Below are 26,871 nucleotides of genomic sequence, written 5' to 3' on the forward strand. Positions count from 1 at the left end.
TAGTTTCATTATATATAAATATAAAAGTTAATCAATAAAATAATTAAATAAGCTAGCAAGTATATTTACTTTACTAGCTTATATTTTATTAATTGTAGTATTTGGCCTGGGATTTATATAATTTTGAATATATATTGTCATAGGCCATCAAATTATCATGGCTATCAAAGGCTTTTACCTTGCCTTCATCTAAGACTAGGATTTTATCAGTAAATCTTGTTGAACTCATCCTATGAGAAATAAAGATAGCAGTTTTATCTTTGGTAATTTGATTAAAATTTTCGTATATTTTTGCTTCTGCAAGAGGATCTAGGCTTGCTGTAGGTTCATCTAAAATAATTAAATCTGGATTTTGGTATAGACATCTAGCAATAGCAAGTTTTTGCTTTTGGCCTAGGGATAGGTCTGTGCCAGCTTCATAAATATCCTTATTTAGATAGGTATCTATGCCATTATCAAGGGTTTCAAATCTTTCTTTTAGGTCAAGGTCATTTAATATTTTATCCATTTTTTTATAATCAAAGTCCTTATTTGCTATGATATTTTCTTTGATGGTAAAGGGCATAATGGCAAAGTCTTGGAGAACGGCTGAGATTTTTTTATAAAGTGATTCTTTTTTATATGCTTTTATATTTACTCCATTATATAAAATATCTCCCTTAGCTATTTCAAAAAATCTAGAAATCAGCTTTACTAAAGTAGTTTTGCCTGCGTTATTTATTCCAACAATTGATATCTTTTCTCCTTTATTTATCTTAAAAGAAATGTCATCTAAGATTAGTCTTTCAGATCCTGGATAAGAAAACGAAACATTTTTAAATTCTAAACTTTCAAAATCGCTAGCTTCTTTTAGCATTTCTTCTGGATCTACATCTAGGTTCATAAACTCGTATATGGGTTCTAGATTTTTAAGATTTATTAGGAAATCAGCTGTTTCAGCAAACATTGTTTGGAAAGATTTCATAAAGTTTTCATTTGCCCCTATTATCACTGAAAATTCACTAAATGATATTTGAGGACCAAAAGAATTTGATAGAGTTCTCATTGCTACATAAGAATAGGATACTAGTCTTATGACAGATTCTAAAAATATTTTAACTGCATTGGCGTTTGCTTCATAAGAAAATTTATCATTAAACCTTGCCATCATATGGTCTAAGTAAACACCGGTTTTTTCTTGAATCAAATCGCCCATGTCATAAACTCTAATCTCTTTTTGAAAAGCTGGTCCACCCATTAGAGAGAAATAATAAGAAAATCGCCTGTTGACATCAACAATTGATTGGTCAAATTCTTGGGTATATCTAGAAAGTTTGTTGTCTATCATTATTATTAGAATGGATATTAATAAAGAAAATCCAACAAGGTATGGTGAGAAATTTATTATGATAATGGCTGTTCCGACCATAGTTGATAGGCCTTGGATTATATCCTTTAGGCAAAACAATAATGTATGCAGGCTTCCAAAAGAAAGGGCAGCTCCGGCCTTTTCTTTTAAATCTAGGACATGGGGATCTTCTATATTATAGTAGCTTAGATCCATGGATTTTTTTGATATTTCAAATGACACGTATTCGTTGATAGCGCTTCTTCTTACAAACTCTCTTCTGTTGGCTATGCGTGATAAACTTGTTAGGGCAAATTTTACTATTATTAGCATTATGATTTGATAAATAAAGTCAGCTATTGGTCTAGGATTTGTTAGTTGGCCTATAAAAATCATTGGAACATAGATATTTACAATACTATCTAGGGCCGGCAGGATAGACTTAGCAAAGAGGGCTAGCAAATATAAGGGGTCATTTTTTCCTATGATTTGAGTAAGCATTGCTAGGGCTTTGTATTTATTTTTCATTTTTTGCCTCCTCATAATATTTCTTTTGGCTTTCATACATTTCTTTGTAGAGACCATCTTGTTTTAATAATTCATGGTGGCTACCAAATTCTTTTATCTTACCGCCATCAAGGAGCAAAATCTTATCACAAAATCTTGTAGATGCTAGTCTGTGGGATATAAAAATTAGAGTTTTATCTGATGAAATATTTTCTATTTGCCTATATATTTCTTCTTCAGCAAGTGCGTCTAAAGAGGCGGTTGGTTCATCCATGATTATAGCCTTGGCATCTTTCTTATATAAGGCGCGGGCAATGGCGAGTTTTTGGTTTTCTCCACCCGAGAAAAGTGTACCATCCTCGTGGATATTTTTTGTCATAGGAGTATCTATGCCTTTTTCTACTTGGTCTAATTTATAGGCTAGGCCAGCAGCTTCTAGCGATTCTACCACCCTGTCTCTATTGATATTATCTGAGCTTGCTGCAACATTTTCTGCAATACTAACAGCTAGGGGCTCTACATTTTGAAGGACTGTTGCAAAGGCCTTAAATCTATCCTTAAGGTCAATTTGGTCACTATTAATTCCATTTATGTAAATTTTCCCAGAGCTAGGCTTGTAAAGGCCAAGGATTAGAGATACTATGGTAGATTTTCCAGCACCATTTACACCAACTATGGCTATCTTTTGGCCGGAGTTAATCCTAAAAGATAAGTTGTCCAAAACTTTTTTATCCGATAGGGGATAGGCAAATGATACATCTTCAAATTCTATAGAAATTGGACCAAATATTTTCTTATCACCCCTAGTTGAATTAAGGTCTGCACGAATCATATCAAAACCATCTGATACATACCTTAGATTTGATTTTGTTTTAGAAATGTTCATAACAAGAGAAGATATAATGCTTACATACAAAGTAGTTGATGTTATGGCAAGGGTTAGATTTTGTAAGCTAATTGTCTTATTTGTCATTTTTCCAAATAAAAAGTAATAAGCAATAGCTTCTATTCCTACAATAAGTATTGCAAGGACTGGAGATAGGTAGATTTCAGGCTTAATAAATTTATTGGAAATTTTATAAACATTATCTACTAGGGGCTTAAAACCTTCTATAAAAATTTCTTTAAAGGCAAATAATCTAATGTCTTTGGCATAGGAAAAATCACTAGCTTCCTTATAGTATCTTTCAGTTTTTCTAGAAACTTTTTGAAGCTCTGTCATGTGCTTGTGCCTATAGGCATCAGTAAAATTTCTTATAATAAGCTGGATAATAATTGACCCTAGAGCAAAGACAAAAATTAAGGGTGAAAGTTTTGCCATAATAATGCTAATCAGTATAAAGGATACTAGATTTGAAAGCAGAGGATACATATCGTGGTATATGCCTTCAAGGCCTTCTACATTGTTTGAAAAAGGATAGAATCCTTTGGTAAATTCTGCCATAAAGTCAGCGTTTTCACCAAGTCCATAGTCCATTTCCATTATCCTAGCAGCTGATTTTCTGAAAAAATCTAACCTAGTTGCCATATATTTTGCATAGGTCTTGTACTCTATTTGGTTGGAAATTATAGAGCAGATAAAAATTATCAGGCTGTAGAGGGCTATTGTTAAAATTAAGGTGTTTAGCCTAGTATTATTTTCAATAAGCCCCACCAGATAGTACATAATAAAGGCTTGTAATACCGGCATGATGCCATTTACTATGGGGTAAATAATTAAACTTGCTATTATTTTTCTATTCTCCTTAAATGGAGCATAGGCATATTTTAAAATTTCTACATTTGTTAGTTTGTTACTTCTTAAATATGATCTAATATTTTCATCAGTGGTTAAAAACCTGCTTAAATCTTTTTTAATAGTTTCATTCATTGTGGGTCTCCTTAATATCTTGATTAAATTTTGATAAATTATCTATCAAATATTCAAAGCCATTTTTTCTAAGATAATAATAGTATCTGCGGCCTTCCTTTCTAAGCCCTACAAAGCCACTAATTAATAATTTGTTTAAATGATAAGATAGGGTTGCTGGAGTGATATAAAGTTTTTCTGAAAGCTCCTTGGCATAGTAATCAGCTTCCTTTAGATAGTCTAGGATTTGAATCCTAGTTGGATCTGCTAAAGCTATTAAATCCTGGCTAATACTTGAAAGTTTATAAGGGCTTTCTTTTGTCTGTTTCTTATCAACTAAAATTCCTAATTTTATTGCTTTGCTGAAATTATAAAAATCCATAAATCTAAACATCTGAGTAAATGGCAAAAAAAGTAGAATAGAAATGGTGATTTCTTCGCTCTCTTTGCTGGCCATCTCATCCATACCAACCTGTTTAGTAAAATTATAGGCTATTTTATAATTGCTTTTTTCTAAATTTTCAAAACTTTCATAAAGTAAGTCATCTAGTATATGGACTTTATTTTCTATAATTACTGATAATTTTTCTATAAAGGGCTTTAACCTATCGTAGATGTCTTTTGTATTTTGGTAGGCCCTTAATAAGGTCATGGTATCCTCATCGGAAAATGGGGATGAGGCTAGATATTCCATAATTCTAGGCCCATTCATATATTCATTAAGGTCTTTATAAGTGTATACGCCATCTTCAGCTAGGTTTATATAATCTAATCCCATATATTGAAAGAAAAATATATCATATAGCTCTTTAAATGATTGGTAGCTAAGAGTGTTTTCATCTTTTATATCTAGATTTTGAAATATGGATAGGATAAATGGTAAAAAATTCTCATCACCCTTTTCATAAATATAAAAAAGAGTCCTTATATCATCGTTTTTATGTTCAAAAAAATCTTCGATTAAGTAAAAAGATTCGCTTCTTACTTCCCTTAAAAAATTCATATATGCAGGGTGGGCCTTAAAATTTTCTTCCATTCTGATAACTTTTTTGTCGTTATTTTTATAATCTATATAGGAATCTTTCCAATCAATCTTATTTGGGTTGGGATGGGATTTGTAGTCTGTATAGTTAAAAATAAGAAGTCCTGCTTCATTTTCAAAGTTTATTTTGCGATTTAGTTTAAATGTTAGCTTTGTCATTTCTAATCCTTTCTTAGATACATATCTAATATTATATAAATTAGTTAGATATGTACTGTTGTTAATTCTATTATAGATAGAAAATAATCTAATTACAAGCTCATATAGTTTGATATATATCTAATGATTTTATTTTCTAAAATAATAAGATTTAATAAATTTACAATTAGTTAGGTAGATGATAAGATTTGAAGTATGATATATCTATATATTTTCTAAAAGAAAGGATAGCTTATGACAGAAAAAAAACCTTATTATATAACAACTCCAATATACTATCCTAATAGTAACCTACATATTGGAAATACTTACACATCAATAATTGCTGATGTTTTAAAAAGATATAAAAATTTAAATGGCTATGATGCATATCTAGTAACTGGAACTGATGAACACGGACAAAAAATAATGAGATCTGCTATTGCCCATGGCACCAGCCCTCAAAAATTTGTTGATATTATAGCTGATGAGACAAAAGTACTTTGGAAAAAACTCCAAATTGACTATGATAGTTTTATCAGATCAACAGATTCTCAACATGAGGAAGATGTAAAAAATATCTTCAAAAAACTTTATGACCAAGGTGATATTTATAAGGGCGAATATAAGGGATACTACTGTACTCCTTGTGAAACTTTCTGGTCTGAAGGTCAACTAGAAGATGGTAAATGCCCAGACTGTGGCCGCGATGTTGAATACCAAGAAGAAGAATCCTATTTCTTTAGACTATCAAAATATGAAGATAGATTAAAAGAATTATTTAAAGACCATCCAGATTTTCTTGAGCCACAATTCCGCCAAAAAGAAATGTTAAACAACTTCATTGATAAGGGACTTTCTGACCTTTCTGTAACCCGTAATACCTTCGACTGGGGAGTAGATGTTCCTTTTGATAATGAGCATGTGGTTTATGTTTGGATAGATGCCCTTTCTTGCTACTTATCTGCAATTGGCTATGGGGATAATCCAAAGAAATTTGAAAAATACTGGCCTGCAAGTGTCCATTTGATAGGAAAGGACATTGTAAGATTCCATACTATTATTTGGCCTGCCCTTTTAATGGCTCTTGATTTACCAATTCCAGAAAAAGTTTTTGCCCATGGTTGGATTCTTTTTGACAATGATAAGATGAGTAAGTCCAAGGGAAATATCATGTATCCAGAACCACTTGTAGAACTTTACGGTGTGGATGCATTAAAATATTTTGTTCTTCGTGAGTTCCACTTTGGATCAGATGGAAACTTCTCTAGCCAAAAATACATGGAAAGATATAATTCTGACCTAGTAAATGACCTTGGAAACCTAGTTTCAAGAACTACATCAATGATTGATAAATACAATGGTGGTCTAGTTGCTAAGGGAAGTGAAACTGATACTTACGATGAAGAATTAAAGGCCCTTGCAAAAACAACCTACACTGACTTTGTAAGCCAAATGGATGATTTTAAATTTAATGACGCCCTACAATCAGTTTGGACATTTATAAGACGAGCTAATAAATATGTAGATGAAACTGAACCATGGATTTTGGGTCGTGATGAAAGCAAAAAAGATAGGCTAAACTCAGTTTTATATAATTTAGCAGAATCATTAAGAATAGTTGCCCAATTAATCGAGCCAGTGATGAAAAATACTAGCAAGGAAATTCTTAAAAAACTTGGGGCAGACAACAAAGGTTTTGCATCTGCAGGAGAATTTGGTCTTTTAGAAGAAGGAGCAAAAGTTACAAAGGGGGATAACCTATTTGATAGGCTAGATATCGAAGTGGAACTTAAAAAACTTCACGACCGCAACAACGAACTTATTGCTCAAAGACTTAGAAAGGGCGCTGAGGTCAAAGAAGAAGAAGAGAGCCTGCCAGAAATCACTTTTGAAGACTTCACAAAGGTAGAAATGGTTGTAGGAAAAATCCTTGAAGCCAAAGAGCATCCAGATGCTGACAAGCTTTTAGTATTTACTGTTGATGTGGGAGAAGAAAACCCTCGCACAATTATTTCTGGTATCAAAAAATGGTATGAGCCAAGTGATTTAGTTAATAAAAATGTAATAGTTGTTAAAAACCTTGCTCCAAGAAAAATGCGAGGCATCGAGTCCCAAGGCATGATCCTAGCAAGTGATTTTGATGATGAACTATCACTTTTAACAACCCTAAAAGATATGAAACCAGGAAGTAAGGTTTCTTAATGAGATTAATAGATTCACACTGCCACCTTACCGATGAGGCATTTGATGATGACAGGTTATTTATTTTAAATGACCTGTCTAATTTTGGTCTAAAGGCAATCATAAATCCTGCTACAAATATAGCTGATAGCAAAATGGCAATAGAACTTGCTGAAAAATACGACAATTTTTATGCAATGGCAGGCATCCATCCAGAAGAAGTTGATGATATTACTGATAAAGATTTGGAAGAATTGGAAAGTCTTGCCACAAATGAAAAAGTAATAGCAATTGGCGAGATAGGCCTAGATTATTATTGGAAAGATGATAATAAGAAAAAACAAAAAGAAATATTTATCCACCAATTAGAGCTAGCCAGAAAACTAGAAAAGCCAGCAGTAATCCATGTAAGAGACTCCAAGGATGATGTGATTGAAATCTTAAAGGACTACCAAGACTTAAAAATTCAAATCCATTGCTTTTCAGATGACCTAGAAACTTTAGAAAAATATATGCAAATGGAATTTTTTATTTCAATAGGTGGAGTAGTTACCTTTGATAATGGTATAAATGAACAAAATGCAGCAAGAAATGTGCCGATCGAAAGACTAATGCTAGAAACAGATAGTCCATACCTAACTCCAGACCCATATCGTGGCCTTCGAAACGATCCTAGACGAGTGGTTGAAGTTGCAAGAAAAGTAGCTGATCTTCGCGATATGAAAATGGACAAGCTTGCCAAAAGGACCTACAACAATACCAAGGAGTTTTTTAATTTATGATAAAAGAAACCATAGTTGTTGAAGGAAAAGATGATATAGCCAATGTAAAACGAGCTGTTGATTGTGAAATAATTGCTACAAATGGTCTTGCCTTTGGCAAAGAATTGATAGACCGTTTAGAAAAAATAAATGAACGCACTGGCATAATAATCCTCACAGACCCAGACCATGCTGGCAAAAAAATTAGAGAAAAAATTGCAAGGCACATCCCAGATGCCAAACACGCCTATATCGATAGAAAGCTAGCCATAAAGAAAAACGACTTGGGTGTAGAAAATGCAGAGCCACAAGTAATTATAGATGCCTTAAACAATGCCAAGGCAGAAACAGTTGAAAAAAGAAATGAATTTGTAATGGCAGATTTGGTAAATAATGGACTTTCCATTGGCAAGGGTGCCAAAGAAAATAGGGAAAAACTTGGAGATATCTTAGGCATTGGTTATTATAATTCTAAGCAGCTTTTAAGCAAGCTAAATTCTTTTGCTATCAGCCGTGAGGAATTTGAAAGGGCGGTAGAAGCTTTATGAAAAAACTATATTCACCGAAGGTAGTTCGAGAGATTATCGACCTATATGATTTTAAATTCAAAAAATCCCTTGGCCAAAACTTTTTGATAGATAAAAATTTTGTAGATAAGATTGTCGATGCGGCAGAGATTGAAAATCAAAATGTCCTAGAAATAGGTCCTGGTATAGGAACTATCACCTATGAGATGGCAAAGCTTGCTAAAAAAGTTGTGGCCATAGAGATTGACCAAACGTTGATACCTATTTTAGAAGAAAACCTAGGGGAATTTGAAAATGCAAAAGTCATCAATGAGGATATTTTAAAGGTTGACCTTAAAAAATTAGTAGAAGAAGAATTTAATGGAGAAAGCTTTAAGGTGGTTTCAAATCTTCCTTACTATATCACAACCCCAATCATTGAAATGCTAATAACAACAGGAATTGCTTGTGAAGATATGACAATCATGGTTCAAAAGGAAGTAGCCGAGCGCATGGTTGCAAGTGAATCTGATAAAGAGTATAGTTCTCTTTCGGTATTTATAAAATTTTACACTGATGCAAAAGTAGTCATAAACCTACCAAAATCAGTATTTATGCCCCAACCGAAGATTGATTCAACTATATTAAATCTAAAATTGAGGCTTTATGATGATAAGGTTAATCAGGATATGCTCTTTAAGCTAGTAAGAGCAGGCTTTAACAAAAGACGAAAGACTATCCTAAATTCCTTATCTGATGTAGTGGCTAAGGATGATTTGAAATTAGCCTTTGAGAAGCTAAATTTAGCAGAAAATCTAAGGGCAGAAAATTTATCCTTAGATGATTATATAAGTTTAGCCAATGAATTGTCTTAATTGGGTATAAGTAATTAAGTAAATGAAAGTAAGGAGATACAAATGGCAGATATTAAAGTTTATACATCAAATACTTGTGTTTTTTGTAAAGCAGCGAAACAATATTTCAATGACAATAATATTGACTTTACAGAATTAAACATAGACGAAAATCCAGATGCAGTAGAATACCTAGTATCAAAAGGATACAGAGGAGTTCCTGTAATTAACATCGATGGCGAAGACATCATAGGATTTGATAAACCAGCTATTGAAGCAAAACTTGGTTTATAAGAAAAATAAGAGAGGGCATAAAGCCCTCTTTTTAAATGCAAATTATTTTTATTCATAAGTAGATAAACTTTCATTTGGTATTATCTCGACTCCAGCAATTTTTCCCTGGTACATAGTAAAAATCGCCACATATTTGCCGTTTAAATACATATAGTATTGGTCGTTTTGGGCATCTTTGGTATTTTGCCTTAGTTCTATGATTTCCTTATCTGGAACTTTTGCTTCTATATCATAAAGAGCATCACCAAATTTTATCTCACCTAAGGCAAAGTCCATATTTGCTAGTTCAATGTTTGAAATTTCAATATAATTTATGGGAGCATCCAGGATATCTATGTCAGACCCGCTATTATTTGTCGCTTTTACAAAGATTTGATTGTCATCTTTTTTTAGGAAAATATCGGCGGTTTTGCCAGCAGGTATTGTTTCTAAATTTTCCTTTTGGGCCTCTCCGTCTATGGCAGCGCTGTAATCAAAGCCATTTTGAACAAATCGTCCCACATTTGGTGGAAATGTGTAGCCAAAGCCATCTAATTTAAAATCGCCTTCTATATTTTTTCTGCTATTTTCATCGGCAATATCTATATTTTTTTGCAAAGAAAAATTCTCATACATAAAGTCCTGGGCTTCTTGGCAGGAACTAAGAGATAGGGCCATCAGTATTATCAAAAGTATTTTCATATTCTCTCCTTATTGCTTTAATTATATCAAGATTTTTGGAATTATAAAACTGTTTAATATTTGTGAAAAAATTGTTATAATCAACTATAGAAAGGAAGTGTGCTATGTTTGATTTTACAAGTGCTAAAAAGAGACTAGATGAGGTCGTTAGACCAACTCATTTGATTTATTCAGAATACTTTTCCGACCTTGCTTCTAATAACGTTTACATAAAGCCTGAAAATATGCAAAAAACTGGGTCTTTTAAGATTCGCGGAGCCTATAATAAACTATCAAAACTAGATGAGAATTCCAAAGAAGTAGGCATTATCACAGCATCTGCCGGCAATCACGCCCAAGGAGTGGCTTATTCTGCAAACAAACTAGGCATCAATGCTACAATCTGTATGCCAGAACAAACTCCCATGATAAAGGTAGATGGTACTTTAAAATACGGGGCAAATGTAGTTTTATACGGAGAGAACTTCGATGCCTGCAAAGACCATGCTATAAAACTTGCTGAGGAAAACGGATATACTTTTATACCTCCCTTTGATGATTTGGATGTTATCGAGGGTCAAGGAACTATTGGCCTTGAAATAATAGATGAACTTGAATATGTAGATTATGTCATCGTTCCAGTTGGTGGGGGCGGACTTATCGCAGGAGTTGCAAAGTGTATTAAACAAATCAGCCCACTTATCAAAGTCATTGGAGTTGAGCCATATTCAGCCCGTTCTATGCAAGAGTCTGTCAAAAAAGGTAAGATAATTAAGTTAGAAGGTGTTGATACAATTGCAGATGGTACAGCCGTTGCAGAAGTGGGATCATACACATACGACATTGCCAAAGACTATGTAGATGACTGGATAACAGTAACTGATGAAGAAATTCTCATGGCCTTTATAAGCCTAATGGAAAAACATAAGTTAGTTGCAGAGCCATCTGGCGCCCTAAGTCTGGCTGCCCTTAATAAACTTAATTTTTATAACAAAAATGTAGTTTCTATTATAAGTGGGGGCAATATCGATATGAGTTTTATCTCCCAACTTATCAATCGTGGACTATACGAAACTGGCCTCATTACCCGTATTAACGTGGAAGTGCCAAATATACCAGGCAAACTCCAATCCTTATTGGCAGATATTGCCTATACCAAGGCAAATGTCATATCAATAGACCATGACAGCCTAAAAGAAGCCAGCAGATTTAAAAATATAAATGTTGAAATCACCTTAGAAACAAACGGCCCAGACCATGTCAAAAAAATCCACGATGTCATAGCTAAGAAAGGATACATAATACATTGACCTTTGATAGTTTAGTAAAACAAATTGACTATATAGATATAAAAAAACAAAATGATGAAGAAATAAAAAATATAACAAACAACTCAAATTTAGTAGAGCAAGGTGATATATTTGTAGCGGTTGCAGGCACTCTAAATGATGGCCACCAATATATCGACCATGCCATAGAAAATGGTGCAAAAACCATAGTTTATCAAAATGACATAGACTTTAAAGATGGGATAAACTATATAAAAGTAGCTGACAGTAGATATGCCCTATCTGATATTTCAAATATCCTAGAAGATTTCCCATCTAAGAAGATGACAGTTGTTGGAGTGACAGGTACAAATGGCAAGACTACTACTGCCACTACCATTTATTATTTGATGAGAGAAATCTATGGCAATGCTACAAATATCGGTACAGACGGCACTTTCATTGGAAATGAACGCTCTGATACATCCAACACTACACCAGATATTTATATTCTAAATAAGATTTTTAATCAGAGTTTAGAAAAAAATATAGATCATGTAGTACTTGAAGCATCAAGCCATGGCCTAGTTCAAAACCGCCTAAATGGAATTGACTTTGACTATGGGATATTTACAAATCTTTCTACAGAACACTTAGACTACCACAAAACGATGGATGAGTATTTTGTAGCGAAGATGATACTTTTAGATCATGCAAAGAATAAAATTGTAAATCTAGATGATTCTTACGGCAAAAAAGCCAAAGAAAAATTCCCGGATGCCATTAGCTTTGGAAAAGAAAGTGGGTCTGATTATAGGGCTACTGATATAGTAAAAAATGAAAAAACTACTGTTTTTAAAGTAAATGGAGTAGATTTTACTATAAATTCCATTGCAGATTATGAGATTTATAATAAACTTGCAGCAATTGCAACTTTAAATAATATGGGAGCTAGCCTTAAAGAAATTTCTGAAAAATTAAAAGTATTTAAGGGATTGCCATCTAGATTTCAATATGTAGAAAATGATTTAGATAAAAATATAATCATAGACTTTGCCCACACACCAAGGGCCTTTGAGGCTATTTTTGAATCCATACCAAAAGATGTAAAAACCTATGCAGTTTTTGGCATAAATGGTGACAGAAATACAGAATTTAGAAGACTTATAGGCAATGCCTGTGCAAAAAATAATGTTTTTGCAGTAATTACTACAGATGATCCAAAATTTGACAATTATGAGCACATCACAGATGAGATTGCAGCTGGCATTGATGAACTTGGTGGAGACTACGAGAGAATAGAAGACCGCTTAGAAGCTATGACCTTTGCTATAAAAAAAGCAAATCCGGGAGACTATATCCTTATGCTTGGCAAGGGCGAAGAGCATTTTATGAAATATCACGGCAATGAAAAAACTCCATATAACGAGATGGAAACAGTCCAAAAGGCTATAAAAAACCAATGAAAATTTTAGTGATTGGGGCAGGAGTAGCTGGTCTATTTTTTGCTTCCTTTATGGACAAACACGATGTCGCAGTTATAGAAAAAAATGAATTTGCAGGTAGAAAACTTCTAGCTACTGGCAATGGACGTTGCAATTTTACCAACCTTAACTTTTCATCAGACAATTTTAAGGCAAACAATGATCAACTTATAAACCATACTATTAAGTATTTTACCAACCAAGATTTGATAGAATATTTTAAGGAAATTGGAATTGCAACTACAAATCTACCATCAGGCAGGTGCTATCCCAAGACTATGAGTGCTAAAACTGTCAGAGATTCTCTATTTTTGGCAGCAGAGGATAAGGCAAAATTTATATTTAATGAAGAAGTCACAAAAATTGACTTTAAAAATAAAAAAGTAAAAACCAATACAAAAACATATTCATATGACAAATTAGTAATAGCAAGTGGGGGCATAACTTTAAAAAATTCGGGATCAGACGGTAAGATTTTTGATTTGATAAAAAATCAAATTCCTCTTACAGATATGACCTATGCCATAACAAATTATGAGACCCGTCAGAAACTTTCAAAAAAAGCCAAGGGAACAAAGGTTACTGCAAAAGCAAGTTTATATGTAGATGATAAATTTATTAAAGCATCTACTGATGATGTGATTTTTCAAGACTACGGGCTAACAGGAACAGCAATTTTAGATATTTCAATTGACCTATCAGAAAGTTTATCTTATAAAAAGTCCTCTCATATATATATAGACTTTTTCCCAGAATATTCCCGAGAAGACTTTATAGATTATCTGGCAAGCCTTATAAATAAATTTGCTAAAAGGCCTATAAAAGATATACTAATTGGTGTGATCAATGAAAAATTAATCGATGATATTCTAAGAATTTCAAAGATTAAGCCTTTCAAAAAGGGTTTTGAAATCGATAATAGGGACTTTGATAAGCTAGTAAATACTCTAAAGTCGCTAAGATTTGAAGTAATAGACATACATGATAGACAAAATGCCCAAGTCACTCTTGGTGGAGTGGATAGCAATTTTATAAATCCTAAAACTATGGAATCTACAAAGATTAGGGATGTGTTTTTTATAGGAGAATGCCAAGATGTAGCTGGTGATTGCGGAGGATATAATATTTCCTGGGCAGCCTCCACAGCAAAAGTGGCCAGCGATTATTTAAGGAGCTTAGATGTTTAAAATAAGTAGAGAATTAAATGAAATGAAATATAATGGCGAGTCAATCAAACTTGCCATCATGGGTGCTGGCAAAATGGGAACAAGCCTTATTTCCCAACTTGCAAATATAGATGCTATGGAAGTAAAGCTTGTTATTGACCGTACTCCACAAAAGGCAATCGAAGCTTTGAAAAAAGCTGGTGTTGCTGAGGATAAAATCATATACACGGATGACTATAACGAGGGTTATGAAATCTTAGAAAAAGGCTATGTTTGTGTTTCTACAAACTATAGACTATGCTACAAGCTTTTACAAATAAATGCTGTCCTAGATTGTTCAGGCAATCCATCTTTTGGTGCAGTTATTGCCAGAAAAACTATCCAATACCACAAACACATGATTTCCTTTAATGTGGAGTGCGAAGCTACAGTTGGCCCGGTTTTACACGATATGGCTAAAAAAGCAGGAGTAGTTTATACAGGAATTCTAGGTGATGAACCGGGTGCGATAATTGATCTTTGCGAAAATGCCTTTGGTATGGGTCTTGATGTCCTAGTAGCTGGAAAGGGTAAAAACAACAGACTTGATGAGTACGCAACACCAGAAAGCTTAAAAGAAGAAGCAAAAGAGAAAAAACTCTCAGCAAAAATGCTAACAAGCTTTGTAGATGGTACAAACACCATGATTGAGCTTACTAGCGTATGCAATGCCCTAGGATTTTTGCCAGACACATTTGGCTGCCATGGCATAGCTTCAAGTCCTGAGACAGCAGTAGAAGATTTTAAACTAAAACAAGATGGCGGAAACCTTGATAATTATAAGGTTGTTGAGTTTTCAACAGGCATGGCGCCAGGAGTATTTATCATAGTAACAAGTGATAAAGAAGATGTACGTGACCTTATGAAATTTTTAGGATTTGGAGATGGTCCAAACTATCTAATGTATAGACCATATCACCTAACAAGTCTTGAAGCGCCAATTACAATATTTAAGGCAGTTGTAGAGAATGAAGCAACAATAGCCCCAATCCAAGGCCAAGTAGCAGATACAGTTACAATTGCAAAAAGGGACATCAAAAAAGGCGAGACCCTAGATGGTATAGGCAGCGAAAAAGTATACGGAAAGATAACCAGCCATACTAGGTCTATAAAAGAAGACCTACTACCAATAGGGATGATAACAGAAAAAACAGTTGCAACAGTTGACATTCCAAAAGATACATTAATTGATATGACAATGGTAGAAGTAGATGATAGGGCAACTGTAACAAGACTTAGAAGAAGACAAAATTCAATGAAATTGTAATAAAAAACGAAATGGATTTCCCATTTCGTTTTTTTATTAGTTTATTTTGATAATAATTAAGTAAAAATTTAACTAGGCAAAAATCTCCCCAAGTTTTGTTTCTTTAAGATCTTTTCCGTTAAAAACGATATCTTTCACATCGTTTTGATATTTAATATCACCCCAAAGGATACCACCTACATATTTGTCATCTTTTTTAAATAACTTGTAGATATTTCCGTCATTTTCTTTTCTTTCCTCTTCAATACCTTCACCAGAGCTTAGGCCAGCTGAGAATATTTTTATATTACCTATTGTAAGAGTTGAAAATGGTTTTGGTTTTTCATACATTTGGCTATCTCCTGCCATATTGTTGCCGGCAATTTTTCCCATTTCTTGGCTGCTTGTCCAAAGACCTATTGTAAAATCACCAATTTGTGCACAATCTCCAGCTGCATAGACATTGTCATATTTTGTTTTTAGACCATCATCTACTAAAACACCACGGTCTACATCAAGGCCAGAATTTTTGGCAAGGTCTATATTTGAACGGATACCAGCTTGAACCATAATGGCATCTGCTGGAATTTCTGTACCATCTGATAGTCTTATTCCTTTTGCTATGCCATCTTCTTCAATGATTTCTTCAGTAAATTTGCCAGTATAGGTCTTAATACCCATATCATTTAAAGATTTCTCAAGTTTTTCTGATAAGTCCTTGTCTAGCTGGCGAGATAGTAAGTAGTCAAAGCTTTCGATTACAGTTACTTCTTTTTCTAGAAGTAGGGCAGAATGAGCAGCTTCAAGGCCTAGGATACCACCACCGATAACTACAACCTTGCTTTTATCTGCCACATATTCTTTAAAATTCATCAAATCATCAATGGTTCTTATTGCGAAAACACCCTTGCTTTCAATATTTTTTATTGGAGGAATAAATGGCCTTGCACCTGTCGCTATAAGGACTTTGCCATATTCAATTTCTTCTCCATCACAAAGTATGGCAACGTTTTTCTCAAGGTCAATTTTTTCTATAGGGCAATCTAATCTCTCATCTATTTTTCTTTCGTCATACCAAGGCTGTTTTTTAACTGAAAGATCATCAATTTCAAAATCTTGGCTGATTAGATGAGATAGCCTAGTCCTCCAATAAGTACTTTTTTTCTCGTTTGATACTATCAAAATTGTAGCATCTGCATCTTTTTTTCTAATTTCTTCTGTAGCTGAAAGGCCGGCTATGCCGTTACCTATAACTAAATAATCATACATAAATATTCTTCCTTTACATATTATAATCAATATATTTATTACATACCCGATTTTGATAAAAATATATATGCAAATTTAAAGGTATAATATTCCTATGAGAAAAGCAAACTTAAGTGATTTAAAAAATGTAAATAAGATAGTAGATGATGCAAAAATTGCCCTAAAAAACGATGGTATAGACCAATGGCAAAATGGTAGCCCCGACATAATGCTTTTGGGCAGGCAAATATCAAGTGAAAATGCCTTTGTTTATGATAATGATGATAAAATTTTGGCCTATGCCTATTTGTCAGAAGACTATGAGCCAACATATGCAGCAGTTATGAATATTGTAAAGGGAGTAAATGCAAATACAATTCATACTTTTTGTGTAGATTCAAATGAAATAGGCAAGGGTATAGCTAGCAAATTTTTTGATCAAATAATTGCTTATGCAAAAGAAAATAATAAAGATTCACTCCGCATAGATACCCATGAGGACAATTTTAAGATGCGTGGCCTTATTTTAAAGATGGGTTTTGAAGAACTTGGGAAAATTTATATCAAAGATGCTGGCGTGACTAAACTACGCATAGCCTATGAACTGATACTATGATAAATGAAGGACAAAGATTAATTATAGAAGATGGCCAAACACCAGCTGCTGTTATTGCAGGGCCTGGCACTGGCAAAACCTTTACCATTGTAAAAAAAGTTGTCGATTTAGTAAAAAATCATGGAATTCCTGCCAATAAAATTTTGCTTACAACCTTTACCAAAAAGGCTGCAGCTGAGCTAAATTCAAGAATAATTACAGAATTTAAAAAAGAAGGAATCAATTCTGATTTAAACGACCTTAAAATAGGTAATTTTCATAGCTTGGCATCTAGTTTTTTATCAGATTACAAAAAACTAGATGATAGTTTTTTTGACAATAAGGTCATAGAGCCTCAAATGGAAGGATATTTAATTCAGCGTTATCTTGATAGATTTTATAAAATCGATGGTTTTAAGGAAAATATCAATGGCTATGAAGTTTACACAATACAGGATATTTTTGCTAAAATTACCAATAATCTCATCGACCCTCAAGTATTAAAAAATTCAAAAAATCCTAGAGATAGGATAAGTTTTGAGATTTTTAATACTCATCTAAATATTTTAAAGGAAAATCATCTTTTAAACTTCCAGATGATCTTAAAAAATTTTTATGACCTATTGGCTGATTCTATTATCGGCCCACAAATACGTGAGGGTATTGACTTTGTAATCATAGATGAGTACCAAGATACAAACTTTATTCAGCAGGAAATCGCCTTTGGCCTTTTAAAAAACAAAAATATTATGGTTTTTGGAGACGATGACCAGTCCCTTTACAGCTTTAGAGGAGCAGATCCTAAAAATTTATTAGAATTTAATGAGGTTTGCAAGGAAAAATTAAATGCTCCAGCAAATTTTTATAAGCTAGATATAAATTATAGGTCAAACCAAGCCATAATTGATGTTGCCCAAGACTTTATAAAGGCAAATGAAAAATCAGACTTGTTTGCTAAAAACCTAAAATCTATCGATAGCAAGGTCAATCAAAATACGGTTGTTAAGGCTCGTGCTGAGAACATGGAAAATTTGGTAAAAATAATTAATATCTTAAAAAAAGATTTAAATCTGAACCAAATAGCTTTTTTATTTCCAACCCTAAACAATACCTATGCCAAAAATTTACAAAAGTATTTAGAAAATAATTCTTTACCAGTTTTAAATAAGGCAAGCACAAACTTTTTTGAATCCTACGAGATTAAAATTTTAATGTATATTTTTGCCAAAACTTTCACAACATATCCATCAAATATTGGCTACCAGGAAAATCTTTCAAAAGAAGAACTGGACAAACTTTATTTTAGAAGATATATAGCGTCTTTATTTGATGACCAGTCCTTTAAATCCAATCAAATGGATGGATTTATAAGAGGATTTCAAAATACAAAAAACATTTCCTTAAGCGAAGTTTTATATAAGTCTTTTAATCTACCAATTTTAAAGGAAATTTTAGGCCAAAAACTTGATAAGCTGGAAAGTCAAAAGGCCCAAAATAATATTGCAATCTTTAGCCAAAAACTTAGCGAATATGAGGAGATTTTTGATAGAGAAAATCCAAATTATTATATAGAATTTATCTACGGCTATCTTTTCTACCATTACAAAACCAAGGCTATAAAAGAGTTTGAAAATCTACCAGAAGAATATGATGCCATAAATTTTATGACCATCCACAATGCCAAGGGATTAGAATTTGATGTGGTTTTTGTATCTGGACTTAATGACTATCCAAGAGAAGAAAGAAAAACTTTTTTGTCAGCCTATGAAAAAACAAATACTAATTCTGATGGAGGAGTCCGTGATTTTTATAGAAAATATTACACAGCCTTTACCCGTGCCAAAAAACTTTTGGTTGTTTTGGACAATTCTAGGGACAATATTATCCAAAATTTTGCAAATACCCTGCCAGATAGTTCGATTTTAAGGACTATTGATTTTAAAAAAGCAGAGGCAAAAAAAGAAAAAGCTATCTTAGCCTACACAACAGATATCGCAATTTACAATTCTTGCCCATTAAAATACAAGTTTTTAAGAAAGTTAAATTTTAAATTGCCTTTAACAAATTCCTTGGAATTTGGGACCAATGTCCATAATCTAAGCGAATATTTGGCCAAAAATCCTAATACTAATTTAAATAATAACTTTTTTGATAAGTTATATGCCAAAGACCCAGCCTACAAAATCCCATTAGAAAATTTTGAAAATAGAAAATTTGACGTAAAATCTACTGAGATAAACTTTAAGGCAGACAGAGATTTTTATATACTCCAGGGTAATATAGATATATTACTAGCTGATAATTCGATTTTGGATATCAAAACAGGATTTTACGATAAAAAAGTCCTGGAAAAATATCAAAACCAGCTGATAACATACAAATATATAATGGAGTATAATAAGCAAAAAGTAAATCAAATGTATCTTTATTTTGTAAACAATGATGAATTGTTGCCAGTAAATGAAAGGGATTTTGATATTGATTTGATAGATGATATTGCAAAAAATATCGTAAATGACCACATCTACCAAAAAACAGATGATATAAATGAATGTAAGTACTGTCCTATGAAATACTATTGTGACAGATATTGATTAAACTCTACTATGTAATACAATATAGCTAGGTGATATTATGATAGAATCTCAAATGTTAAAGGGCGTAATAGAAGGAGTAATCCTCCATATAATAAAAAATAACGAAACCTATGGCTACGAAATAGTAGAAGAACTCAAACGTAGCGGGTTTTACACTATGACAGAGGGGACAGTCTACCCAATTTTAAGCAGACTTACAAAAAAGGGTTATATACTAGGTGGCTACAAAAAATCAGAAATCGGTCCTAAAAGAAAATATTATTATATTACAGCTAAGGGTAGAGAATATTTGACAAATTTTTATGTAAACTACGAGGAGCTAAACCAAGCTGTTTACAAGGTGATAGAAAAGGGGAACAAATGAGAGTAGATAAGATGATAGGCAATGCAAAACTAGACACTCGTCGCAATATCAAAAGAAATGCAAAAAAAGGTGCCCTAATTATCAATGGCGAAATTGTAAAAGATTCATCTACTCAAGTTGATCCAAATGTAGATGAAGTTTTCTATATGGGAGAGTTTGTAGAATATTTTGACAATATTTATATAATTATGAATAAACCAGCAGGAGTTTTATCAGCAACAGTTGATGAAGATGAAACCGTAATTGACTTGCTGGATGATTTTTATCAAATGCTTGACCTATCAATTGCAGGCAGGCTTGATAAGGATACAACTGGACTTTTGCTATTATCAACTGATGGCAAATTTATCCACAAGATTACCAGCCCAAATTCAAATATAGAAAAAACTTATGAAGTAGAAACTAGAGACACAATTGATGAGTCTTTGATAGAAGAATTTAAAAATGGTGTTGAAATCAAAGAAGAAGGTTACATAGCAAGGCCTGCAAAACTTGAAATAATAGATGAGAAAAAAGCCATTGTAAAAGTAACCGAGGGCAAATTTCACTTAGTTAAAAGATTATTTTCAAATCTAGGCAATGAAGTTGTAGGACTTAAACGCATTGCTATTGGAGATTTAAAACTAGATCCATTTTTAAATGAGGGAGCATATAGGGAGCTAAATGAGGATGAGTTAGAGCTTTTCCTTGACTAAAGATACATAAAAGGAGGGTTATATGTATCAAAAATATATAAAAAACATATTAGATTTTTTATTTGCCTTAATACTACTAATCCTTCTTAGTCCTGTATTTTTAATTATAGCAACAATTTCAAAGATAGAAGAACCAGACGGAACAGTTTATTTTAAGCAAGAAAGGGCGGGAGTTTTTAATGAGCCTTTCTTATGCTACAAATTTAGGTCTATGAAAATGTCAGCACCAAAAAATGCTTCCACATGGGAATTAGAACATCCAGAAGATTATATAACTCCGCTTGGCAAATTTTTAAGAAAAACATCCTTAGATGAACTTCCACAATTAATAAATATCCTAAGGGGCGAGATGAGCTTTATAGGACCAAGGCCAGTTATTTTAAAAGAAAAAGAACTTTTAGATTTAAGAGCAGTAAATGGAGCATATATTGCAAAACCAGGTATAACAGGACTTTCACAAATATCTGGTAGGGATAATCTATCTCCAAAATTAAAAGCAGAGACAGATGGTATATATGCATCTGATATTACATTTATCAAGGATTTAAAAATATTTTTAAAGACCATTCCAAAAGTTTTATCAAGCGACGGGGTAACCGAAGGCAAACAAAACTTCTAGGCTAAAGTTTTAAGGAAAATATTTGCAATCAATAAAGGATTATGATAAAGTAATATTATAATAATATGAGTGATGAGAGCGAGCCGATGGATGTTTTATGGGCTCGTTTTGTCTATTATTAGGAGGATTTATGACAAGCCAAAGCATTTTAGAAGAGCTTTATGCAAATCCTGTCATCATGGCTATAAAAAATAATAAGGACTTTAAAAAATCTTTGGAAAGCGATAACAAAATTGTATTTGTTTTGTATGGAAACCTTGAAACGCTACCAACTGTTGTTAAAAAACTTAAGGCTAGTGGCAAGATTGTAATAGTTCATGAAGATCTTATCGAGGGTCTTTCAAGCTCTACTTATGCAGGAAGTTTTATAAAAAGATATACAGAAGCAGATGGTATCATTTCCACCAAGCCTGCAAACGTTATATATGCAAGAAAACTTGGTCTTTTTGCTGTATTAAGATTTTTCGTATTTGATAGTATGAGCTATGAAAATATGAAGCAGACCATAAAAGATATAAATTGTGATGTCATAGAAATCCTACCGGGCATAATGCCAAATACCATAAAAGATATTAAAAAACGAACCAATATTCCAATAGTTGCAGGAGGGATGATTACCTCAAAAGAAGAGGTAATGGCTGCAATAAATTCAGGAGCACTTGCAATCTCATCATCAAATTATAATGTATGGCAAATGTAGCAAATCTAGGAGGATATTATGAAAGATTACATCATGGCCTTGGATGCTGGTACAACCAGTAATAGAGCGATCATTTTTAACAAAAAAGGCGAAATTATCTCTGTTGCACAAAAAGAATTTACCCAACATTTTCCAAAACCAGGTTGGGTAGAACATGACCCATCAGAAATTTGGTCAACTCAACTTGGGGTTTGTACAGAAGCTATGGCTAAAAAGAATATCGATGCTTCAGAAATCGCTGCTATCGGTATTACTAACCAACGTGAGACAACTATTGTCTGGGAAAAAGAAACAGGTCGTCCTGTATATAATGCAATCGTTTGGCAATGCCGTCGTACAGCTGACATGGCTGATAAATTGGTAGAAGATGGCTATGGCAAGATGATAAAAGAAAAAACTGGTCTTGTAGTTGACCCATATTTTTCTGGTACAAAAATTAGATGGATACTTGATAATATAGAAAATGGTCAACAAAGAGCAGAAAATGGCGAATTATTATTTGGTACAGTTGACACATGGTTAGTATATAACCTAACCCGTGGGGAAGTTCACATCACAGATTACACAAATGCATCAAGAACCATGCTTTATAATATCCATAATCTAGAATGGGATGATGAATTACTGGAAATGCTAAATATTCCAAAATGCATGCTTCCAGATGTAAAACCTTCTTCATATGTTTATGGTGAAACAAACGAAAGATTATTTGGTTCGCCAATTCCAATTGCAGGAATTGCCGGAGACCAACAAGCGGCCTTATTTGGTCAAACATGCTTTAATCCAGGAGAAGCAAAAAATACTTATGGAACAGGTGCTTTCTTATTAATGAATACTGGAGAAGAAGCAGTAAAAAGTGATAACGGTCTAATAACTACAATTGCTTGGGGACTTGAAGAAGGAAAAGTAAACTACGCCCTAGAAGGATCTATCTTCGTAGCTGGATCTGCTATCCAATGGCTAAGAGATGAATTAAGAATAGTAGATGCATCAGATGATACAGAATATCTAGCTACAAAAGTAGATGATACAGATGGTTGCTATGTTGTGCCAGCATTTACAGGACTAGGTGCTCCATACTGGGATCCATACGCTCGTGGAACAATAGTTGGTATTACAAGAGGTACAAGTAAATATCATATTGTCCGTGCAACATTAGAATCACTTGCATATCTAACAAATGACGTGCTTTCAGCTATGTCTATAGATTCTGGAAATGAATTAAAAGAGCTAAAAGTAGACGGTGGAGCAAGTGCAAATAATTTCTTAATGCAATTTCAAGCTGACATGATACAAACAAGTGTAGAAAGACCAAAAACACTTGAAACAACAGCACTTGGAGCTGCGTATCTTGCAGGACTTGCAGTAGATTATTTCACAAACCTAGATGAAATCATCGAAAATCGCCAAGTTGATAAGGTCTTTACACCAGAGATTAGCAAAGAAGAAAGAGATGCCAAAGATTACAACTGGCAAAAAGCAATTTCAAGATCAGTGGACTGGGCAAAGGATTTGAAGTAAAATAACGATATACAGCAAAATATTTTAGAGAAAAGAGTTACTTTGATAGATATAGGCGTACTTTACCCAAAAGTACCATAGCAAAGTAGCTCTTTTTTATTTAATACATAAAGGAGTAAATAATGAAAGATGTTGTAATAATTGGTGCAGGTGTCACAGGTGCATCTGTAGCCTACAATTTATCCAAATACGATGGAGATTTCCTAGTGGTAGAAAAACATTCAGATGTTTGTGAAGAAACCAGCAAGGCAAACTCTGGTATCTGCCACGGTGGCTATGATGCCACACCTGGGTCTATGAAAGCAAAAATGAATGTAGAAGGAAATCACATGATGAGTGAGCTTTCCAAAGAGCTTTCATTCCCATACCAACAAATTGGCACCTTGGTTTTATGCCACAAGGAAGAAGATTTTCCAAAACTTCAAGAACTTTACGATCAAGGAATAGAAAATGGCGTAGGCGGTATGAAAATCATTTATAATGAAGAAATCCTAGACCTTGAGCCAAATGTAGAAAAAGATGTATATGCAGCCCTACTTTGTGAAGAAGCAGGCATTGTCGATCCGTTTATGATGAATATTGCCTACGCAGAAGGCTCAAACCTAAATGGAGTAGAATATAAGTTCGATACAGAAATTACAAGTATAGAAAAAATAGATGACCATTATGTTTTAACTAGCCAAGATGGCGAAAAAATCGAAACTCGTGCAGTTGTAAATGCAGCAGGCCTATACTCAGATGCTATCCACAACCAATTATTAAATGACAACAAATTTGATGTGAGAGCCCGTCGTGGAGAATACTTACTTTTAGATAAGGCAACTCGTGGCTTTGTAAACCACGTTTTATTTAATCTGCCAACAGAAAAAGGAAAGGGAATCCTAGTTACTCCTACAATCGATGGCAATACCCTAATAGGCCCAACATCTGATTTTGTAGATGACAAAGCAGATACTGTGACAACCCAAGAAAGAATTGAAGAAGTAATAGAAAAAGTAGAAGACACAGTAGAAAATGTCCCAGTTCGTCAAGTCATCACTTCATTTTCTGGGAACAGAGCCCACGAATCAGCTGGAGACTTTATCCTAGAAGAAAGTCAAAAAGGATTTTTTGATTGTGTAGGTATAGAATCCCCAGGACTTACTTCAGCACCAGCTATCGGAAAATATATGGCAAATCTAGTAAAAGAATCCCTAGACTTAGCAGACAATAAAGAATTTAAACCAGGCAGAAAGCCTATCCCAAAAACAAGTGAGATGAGTACAGAAGACCACAATGAGCTTATAAAAGAAAATCCACTTTACGGCAAAATTATTTGTAGATGTGAAAAAGTAACTGAGGGCGAAATTGTAGATGCAATCAATGGACCACTTGGTGCTAGAACAGTAGATGGAATCAAAAGACGTGTTCGTGCAACAGCGGGCAGATGCCAAGGTGGATTCTGCTTACCATCAATAATAGAAATTATGGCACGTGAACTAGGCGTAGATGGGGAAGAAATTACCAAAAAAGGTAATAATTCTTACTACATCGAAAAAAGAGCTAAGTAAGGAGAGATAAATGCGCGAATATGATTTAGTAATAATAGGTGGTGGCCCAGCAGGACTTTCTGCAGCAGTAAAAGCCTATGATGAAGGAGTAGAAAATATCCTAGTAGTAGAACGTGATGACAAACTAGGTGGGATATTAAACCAATGTATCCACAATGGATTTGGCCTACAAAGATTTAAAGAAGAACTAGCAGGCCCAGAATATGCCCAAAGATTTATAAAAGAAGCCATGGCTCGTGACATCGACATCATGATGAATACCATAGTTTTAGAGCTAAGAGAAGACAAATCAGTTCTACTAATGAATGAAGAAAACGGTATGTTTGAAATAAAACCAAAGGCTGTTATCCTTGCTATGGGTTGCCGCGAAAGACCAAGAGGAGCCTTAAACACTCCAGGCAGTCGTCCAGCAGGAGTATATAGTGCAGGAACAGCCCAAAAACTTGTAAACATAGACGGATATCTGCCAGGCAAAAAAGTAGTCATCCTAGGATCAGGTGATATAGGACTAATTATGGCCCGTCGTATGACCCTAGAGGGAGCAAAAGTAGAATGTGTAGCAGAAATAATGCCATTTTCAGGAGGGCTAAAAAGAAATATAGTCCAATGCCTTCACGATTACGACATACCACTTCACTACTCAACAACCATTTCTGGTATCAAGGGAACAGATAGGGTAGAGGGAGTTTACCTATCAAAAGTAGATGAAAATATGAAAGTCATAGAGGGCACAGAAAAATTTGTAGAATGCGATACGGTTTTACTTTCTGTAGGCCTATTGCCAGAAAATGAGCTGACTCAAGAAGCAAATATAAAAATAGATAGAAAAACAAAGGGAGCATATGTTTCTGATAAGCTAATGACAAGTGTAGATGGTGTATTTGCAGCAGGCAATGTTCTTCACGTTCACGACTTGGTAGACTTTGTATCAGAAGAAAGTGAACAAGCAGCAGTAAGTGCAGCAAAATACATCAAAGGCGAATTTAAAACAACTGGAGAAAATAAAATAGATGTCACAGCAGGAGATGGCGTATCTTACACCATGCCTCAATACCTTGACTATGAAAATATGGATGATTCAATCATAGTTAAATTTAGAGTAAACAATGTCTACCCATCCAGAAAACTTGCTATCTATGCAGATGATAAATGCATAGTAGAAAGAAAGAAAAGAGTCCTAGCTCCAGGAGAAATGGAACTACTAAGACTTAAGAAAGAAGACATAGATCCAGATACCAAACAAATCACAGTAAAATTGGAGGAAATATGAAAAAACAATTTACCTGTATAAACTGCCCCATGGGCTGCCAAGTAGTAGTAACCATGGACGGCGAAGAAATAACAAATATAGAAGGCAATAACTGCAAACGTGGTGAAAACTACGTAAGAGATGAAGTAAAAGACCCAAAAAGAATGGTAACTTCAACAGTAAAAGTAATAGATTCAAAAACTTACAGTGTCCCAGTAAAAACAGAAACAGCCATCCCAAAAGGATTAATATTTGACTGTATGAAAGAAATAAACAAGACAGAAATAAAAGCCCCAGTCCATATTGGGGATATAGTTATAGAAAATGTCCTTGACACAGGAGTCAACGTAGTTGCTACTGATGAGAGAGGGTGAGAAATTAAGGCTATTACGTGAGTAATAGTCTTTT

At 33.7% G+C, this 26,871-nt stretch carries 24 protein-coding genes; 19 read left to right on the forward strand and 5 right to left on the reverse strand.

Translation table 11 applies throughout. The features are described from left to right. Positions 1-88 precede the first annotated feature (88 nt). The 3 genes from OC526_RS06260 to OC526_RS06270 are packed head-to-tail and all read right to left on the reverse strand — an operon-like array spanning position 89 to position 4,884. Positions 89-1,855: an ABC transporter ATP-binding protein gene (locus tag OC526_RS06260; RefSeq protein WP_262122831.1), complete on the reverse strand. Its 1,767-nt coding sequence runs from the start codon at positions 1,853-1,855 to the stop codon at positions 89-91. Further along, positions 1,845-3,704 carry an ABC transporter ATP-binding protein gene (locus OC526_RS06265; protein WP_262122832.1) on the reverse strand — a complete coding sequence of 620 codons (1,860 nt, stop codon included), beginning with the start codon at positions 3,702-3,704 and terminating at the stop codon, positions 1,845-1,847. The genes OC526_RS06260 and OC526_RS06265 overlap by 11 nt, the downstream gene beginning before the upstream one ends. After that, positions 3,697-4,884: an ArsR/SmtB family transcription factor gene (locus tag OC526_RS06270; protein WP_262122833.1), complete on the reverse strand. Its 1,188-nt coding sequence runs from the start codon at positions 4,882-4,884 to the stop codon at positions 3,697-3,699. The genes OC526_RS06265 and OC526_RS06270 overlap by 8 nt, the downstream gene beginning before the upstream one ends. 234 nt (positions 4,885-5,118) lie before the next feature. On the opposite strand from OC526_RS06270, the gene metG reads away from it, so the two are divergent. Genes metG through OC526_RS06295 form a run of 5 tightly spaced genes read left to right on the forward strand, consistent with a single transcriptional unit; the run spans position 5,119 to position 9,462 of the window. Then, the gene (gene metG, locus OC526_RS06275; RefSeq protein ID WP_262122834.1) at positions 5,119-7,068 is read left to right on the forward strand and encodes a methionine--tRNA ligase; all 1,950 of its coding nucleotides are present in this window, start codon (positions 5,119-5,121) and stop codon (positions 7,066-7,068) included. Next, the gene (locus tag OC526_RS06280; RefSeq protein ID WP_262122836.1) at positions 7,068-7,829 is read left to right on the forward strand and encodes a TatD family hydrolase; all 762 of its coding nucleotides are present in this window, start codon (positions 7,068-7,070) and stop codon (positions 7,827-7,829) included. Before metG ends, OC526_RS06280 begins: the two co-directional genes overlap by 1 nt. After that, entirely contained in the window at positions 7,826-8,356 is a 531-nt protein-coding gene (gene rnmV / locus OC526_RS06285; RefSeq protein WP_203127224.1) for a ribonuclease M5, read from the forward strand. Before OC526_RS06280 ends, rnmV begins: the two co-directional genes overlap by 4 nt. Further along, positions 8,353-9,189: a 16S rRNA (adenine(1518)-N(6)/adenine(1519)-N(6))-dimethyltransferase RsmA gene (gene rsmA / locus OC526_RS06290; RefSeq protein WP_262122841.1), complete on the forward strand. Its 837-nt coding sequence runs from the start codon at positions 8,353-8,355 to the stop codon at positions 9,187-9,189. The genes rnmV and rsmA overlap by 4 nt, the downstream gene beginning before the upstream one ends. Positions 9,190-9,231: 42 nt before the next feature. Then, positions 9,232-9,462 carry a glutaredoxin family protein gene (locus OC526_RS06295; RefSeq protein ID WP_262122843.1) on the forward strand — a complete coding sequence of 77 codons (231 nt, stop codon included), beginning with the start codon at positions 9,232-9,234 and terminating at the stop codon, positions 9,460-9,462. Between the two features lie 48 nt (positions 9,463-9,510). Here the strand turns inward: OC526_RS06295 and OC526_RS06300 are convergent, their stop codons facing one another. Continuing rightward, on the reverse strand, positions 9,511-10,143 hold the full coding sequence (locus tag OC526_RS06300; RefSeq protein WP_262122844.1) for a hypothetical protein: 633 nt from the start codon (positions 10,141-10,143) through the stop codon (positions 9,511-9,513). Positions 10,144-10,247: 104 nt separating this feature from the next. On the opposite strand from OC526_RS06300, the gene ilvA reads away from it, so the two are divergent. Genes ilvA through OC526_RS06320 form a run of 4 tightly spaced genes read left to right on the forward strand, consistent with a single transcriptional unit; the run spans position 10,248 to position 15,346 of the window. Then, positions 10,248-11,432 (forward strand): threonine ammonia-lyase, encoded by a 1,185-nt coding sequence (gene ilvA, locus OC526_RS06305; protein ID WP_262122846.1) that lies wholly within the window; start codon positions 10,248-10,250, stop codon positions 11,430-11,432. Next, entirely contained in the window at positions 11,429-12,856 is a 1,428-nt protein-coding gene (locus OC526_RS06310; protein WP_262122847.1) for a UDP-N-acetylmuramoyl-L-alanyl-D-glutamate--2,6-diaminopimelate ligase, read from the forward strand. The genes ilvA and OC526_RS06310 overlap by 4 nt, the downstream gene beginning before the upstream one ends. Next, positions 12,853-14,061: an aminoacetone oxidase family FAD-binding enzyme gene (locus tag OC526_RS06315; RefSeq protein ID WP_262122849.1), complete on the forward strand. Its 1,209-nt coding sequence runs from the start codon at positions 12,853-12,855 to the stop codon at positions 14,059-14,061. The genes OC526_RS06310 and OC526_RS06315 overlap by 4 nt, the downstream gene beginning before the upstream one ends. Continuing rightward, positions 14,054-15,346, forward strand: coding sequence for an NAD(P)H-dependent oxidoreductase (locus tag OC526_RS06320; RefSeq protein ID WP_262122851.1), 1,293 nt, complete (start codon positions 14,054-14,056; stop codon positions 15,344-15,346). Before OC526_RS06315 ends, OC526_RS06320 begins: the two co-directional genes overlap by 8 nt. A 72-nt stretch (positions 15,347-15,418) precedes the next feature. On the opposite strand, the gene OC526_RS06325 is transcribed toward OC526_RS06320, so the two are convergent. After that, entirely contained in the window at positions 15,419-16,594 is a 1,176-nt protein-coding gene (locus OC526_RS06325; RefSeq protein WP_262122853.1) for an NAD(P)/FAD-dependent oxidoreductase, read from the reverse strand. Between the two features lie 94 nt (positions 16,595-16,688). Here OC526_RS06325 and OC526_RS06330 point away from each other — a divergent pair, with 94 nt between their 5' ends. The 10 genes from OC526_RS06330 to OC526_RS06375 all read left to right on the forward strand — a co-directional run bounded on the left by OC526_RS06330 (position 16,689) and on the right by OC526_RS06375 (position 26,837). After that, the gene (locus tag OC526_RS06330; RefSeq protein WP_262122855.1) at positions 16,689-17,189 is read left to right on the forward strand and encodes a GNAT family N-acetyltransferase; all 501 of its coding nucleotides are present in this window, start codon (positions 16,689-16,691) and stop codon (positions 17,187-17,189) included. Next, a complete protein-coding gene (locus tag OC526_RS06335; RefSeq protein ID WP_262122857.1) occupies positions 17,186-19,762 on the forward strand; it encodes an ATP-dependent DNA helicase in 2,577 nt (858 codons plus the stop codon). Before OC526_RS06330 ends, OC526_RS06335 begins: the two co-directional genes overlap by 4 nt. 40 nt (positions 19,763-19,802) lie before the next feature. Further along, positions 19,803-20,129, forward strand: a complete 327-nt coding sequence (locus OC526_RS06340) for a PadR family transcriptional regulator (protein ID WP_262122859.1) — start codon at positions 19,803-19,805, stop codon at positions 20,127-20,129. Then, positions 20,126-20,824 carry a pseudouridine synthase gene (locus OC526_RS06345; RefSeq protein ID WP_262122862.1) on the forward strand — a complete coding sequence of 233 codons (699 nt, stop codon included), beginning with the start codon at positions 20,126-20,128 and terminating at the stop codon, positions 20,822-20,824. Before OC526_RS06340 ends, OC526_RS06345 begins: the two co-directional genes overlap by 4 nt. Positions 20,825-20,846: 22 nt before the next feature. Next, the gene (locus tag OC526_RS06350; RefSeq protein ID WP_262122863.1) at positions 20,847-21,443 is read left to right on the forward strand and encodes a sugar transferase; all 597 of its coding nucleotides are present in this window, start codon (positions 20,847-20,849) and stop codon (positions 21,441-21,443) included. 130 nt (positions 21,444-21,573) lie between these two features. Continuing rightward, positions 21,574-22,143, forward strand: coding sequence for a glycerol-3-phosphate responsive antiterminator (locus OC526_RS06355; RefSeq protein ID WP_262122864.1), 570 nt, complete (start codon positions 21,574-21,576; stop codon positions 22,141-22,143). Between the two features lie 18 nt (positions 22,144-22,161). Further along, complete coding sequence (gene glpK / locus OC526_RS06360) at positions 22,162-23,664, forward strand: glycerol kinase GlpK (RefSeq protein ID WP_262122865.1); 1,503 nt, start codon at positions 22,162-22,164, stop codon at positions 23,662-23,664. A 122-nt stretch (positions 23,665-23,786) separates the two neighbouring features. Continuing rightward, the gene (locus OC526_RS06365) at positions 23,787-25,214 is read left to right on the forward strand and encodes an NAD(P)/FAD-dependent oxidoreductase (protein WP_262122866.1); all 1,428 of its coding nucleotides are present in this window, start codon (positions 23,787-23,789) and stop codon (positions 25,212-25,214) included. Between the two features lie 10 nt (positions 25,215-25,224). Beyond that, positions 25,225-26,484: an NAD(P)/FAD-dependent oxidoreductase gene (locus OC526_RS06370; RefSeq protein ID WP_262122867.1), complete on the forward strand. Its 1,260-nt coding sequence runs from the start codon at positions 25,225-25,227 to the stop codon at positions 26,482-26,484. Continuing rightward, positions 26,481-26,837, forward strand: coding sequence for a DUF1667 domain-containing protein (locus OC526_RS06375; protein ID WP_262122868.1), 357 nt, complete (start codon positions 26,481-26,483; stop codon positions 26,835-26,837). The genes OC526_RS06370 and OC526_RS06375 overlap by 4 nt, the downstream gene beginning before the upstream one ends. Positions 26,838-26,871: the final 34 nt, after the last annotated feature.

It is taken from the genome of Anaerococcus sp. Marseille-Q5996 (genome assembly GCF_946893725.1).
In the GTDB taxonomy this organism is placed as follows: Bacteria; Bacillota; Clostridia; order Tissierellales; family Peptoniphilaceae; genus Anaerococcus; species Anaerococcus martiniensis.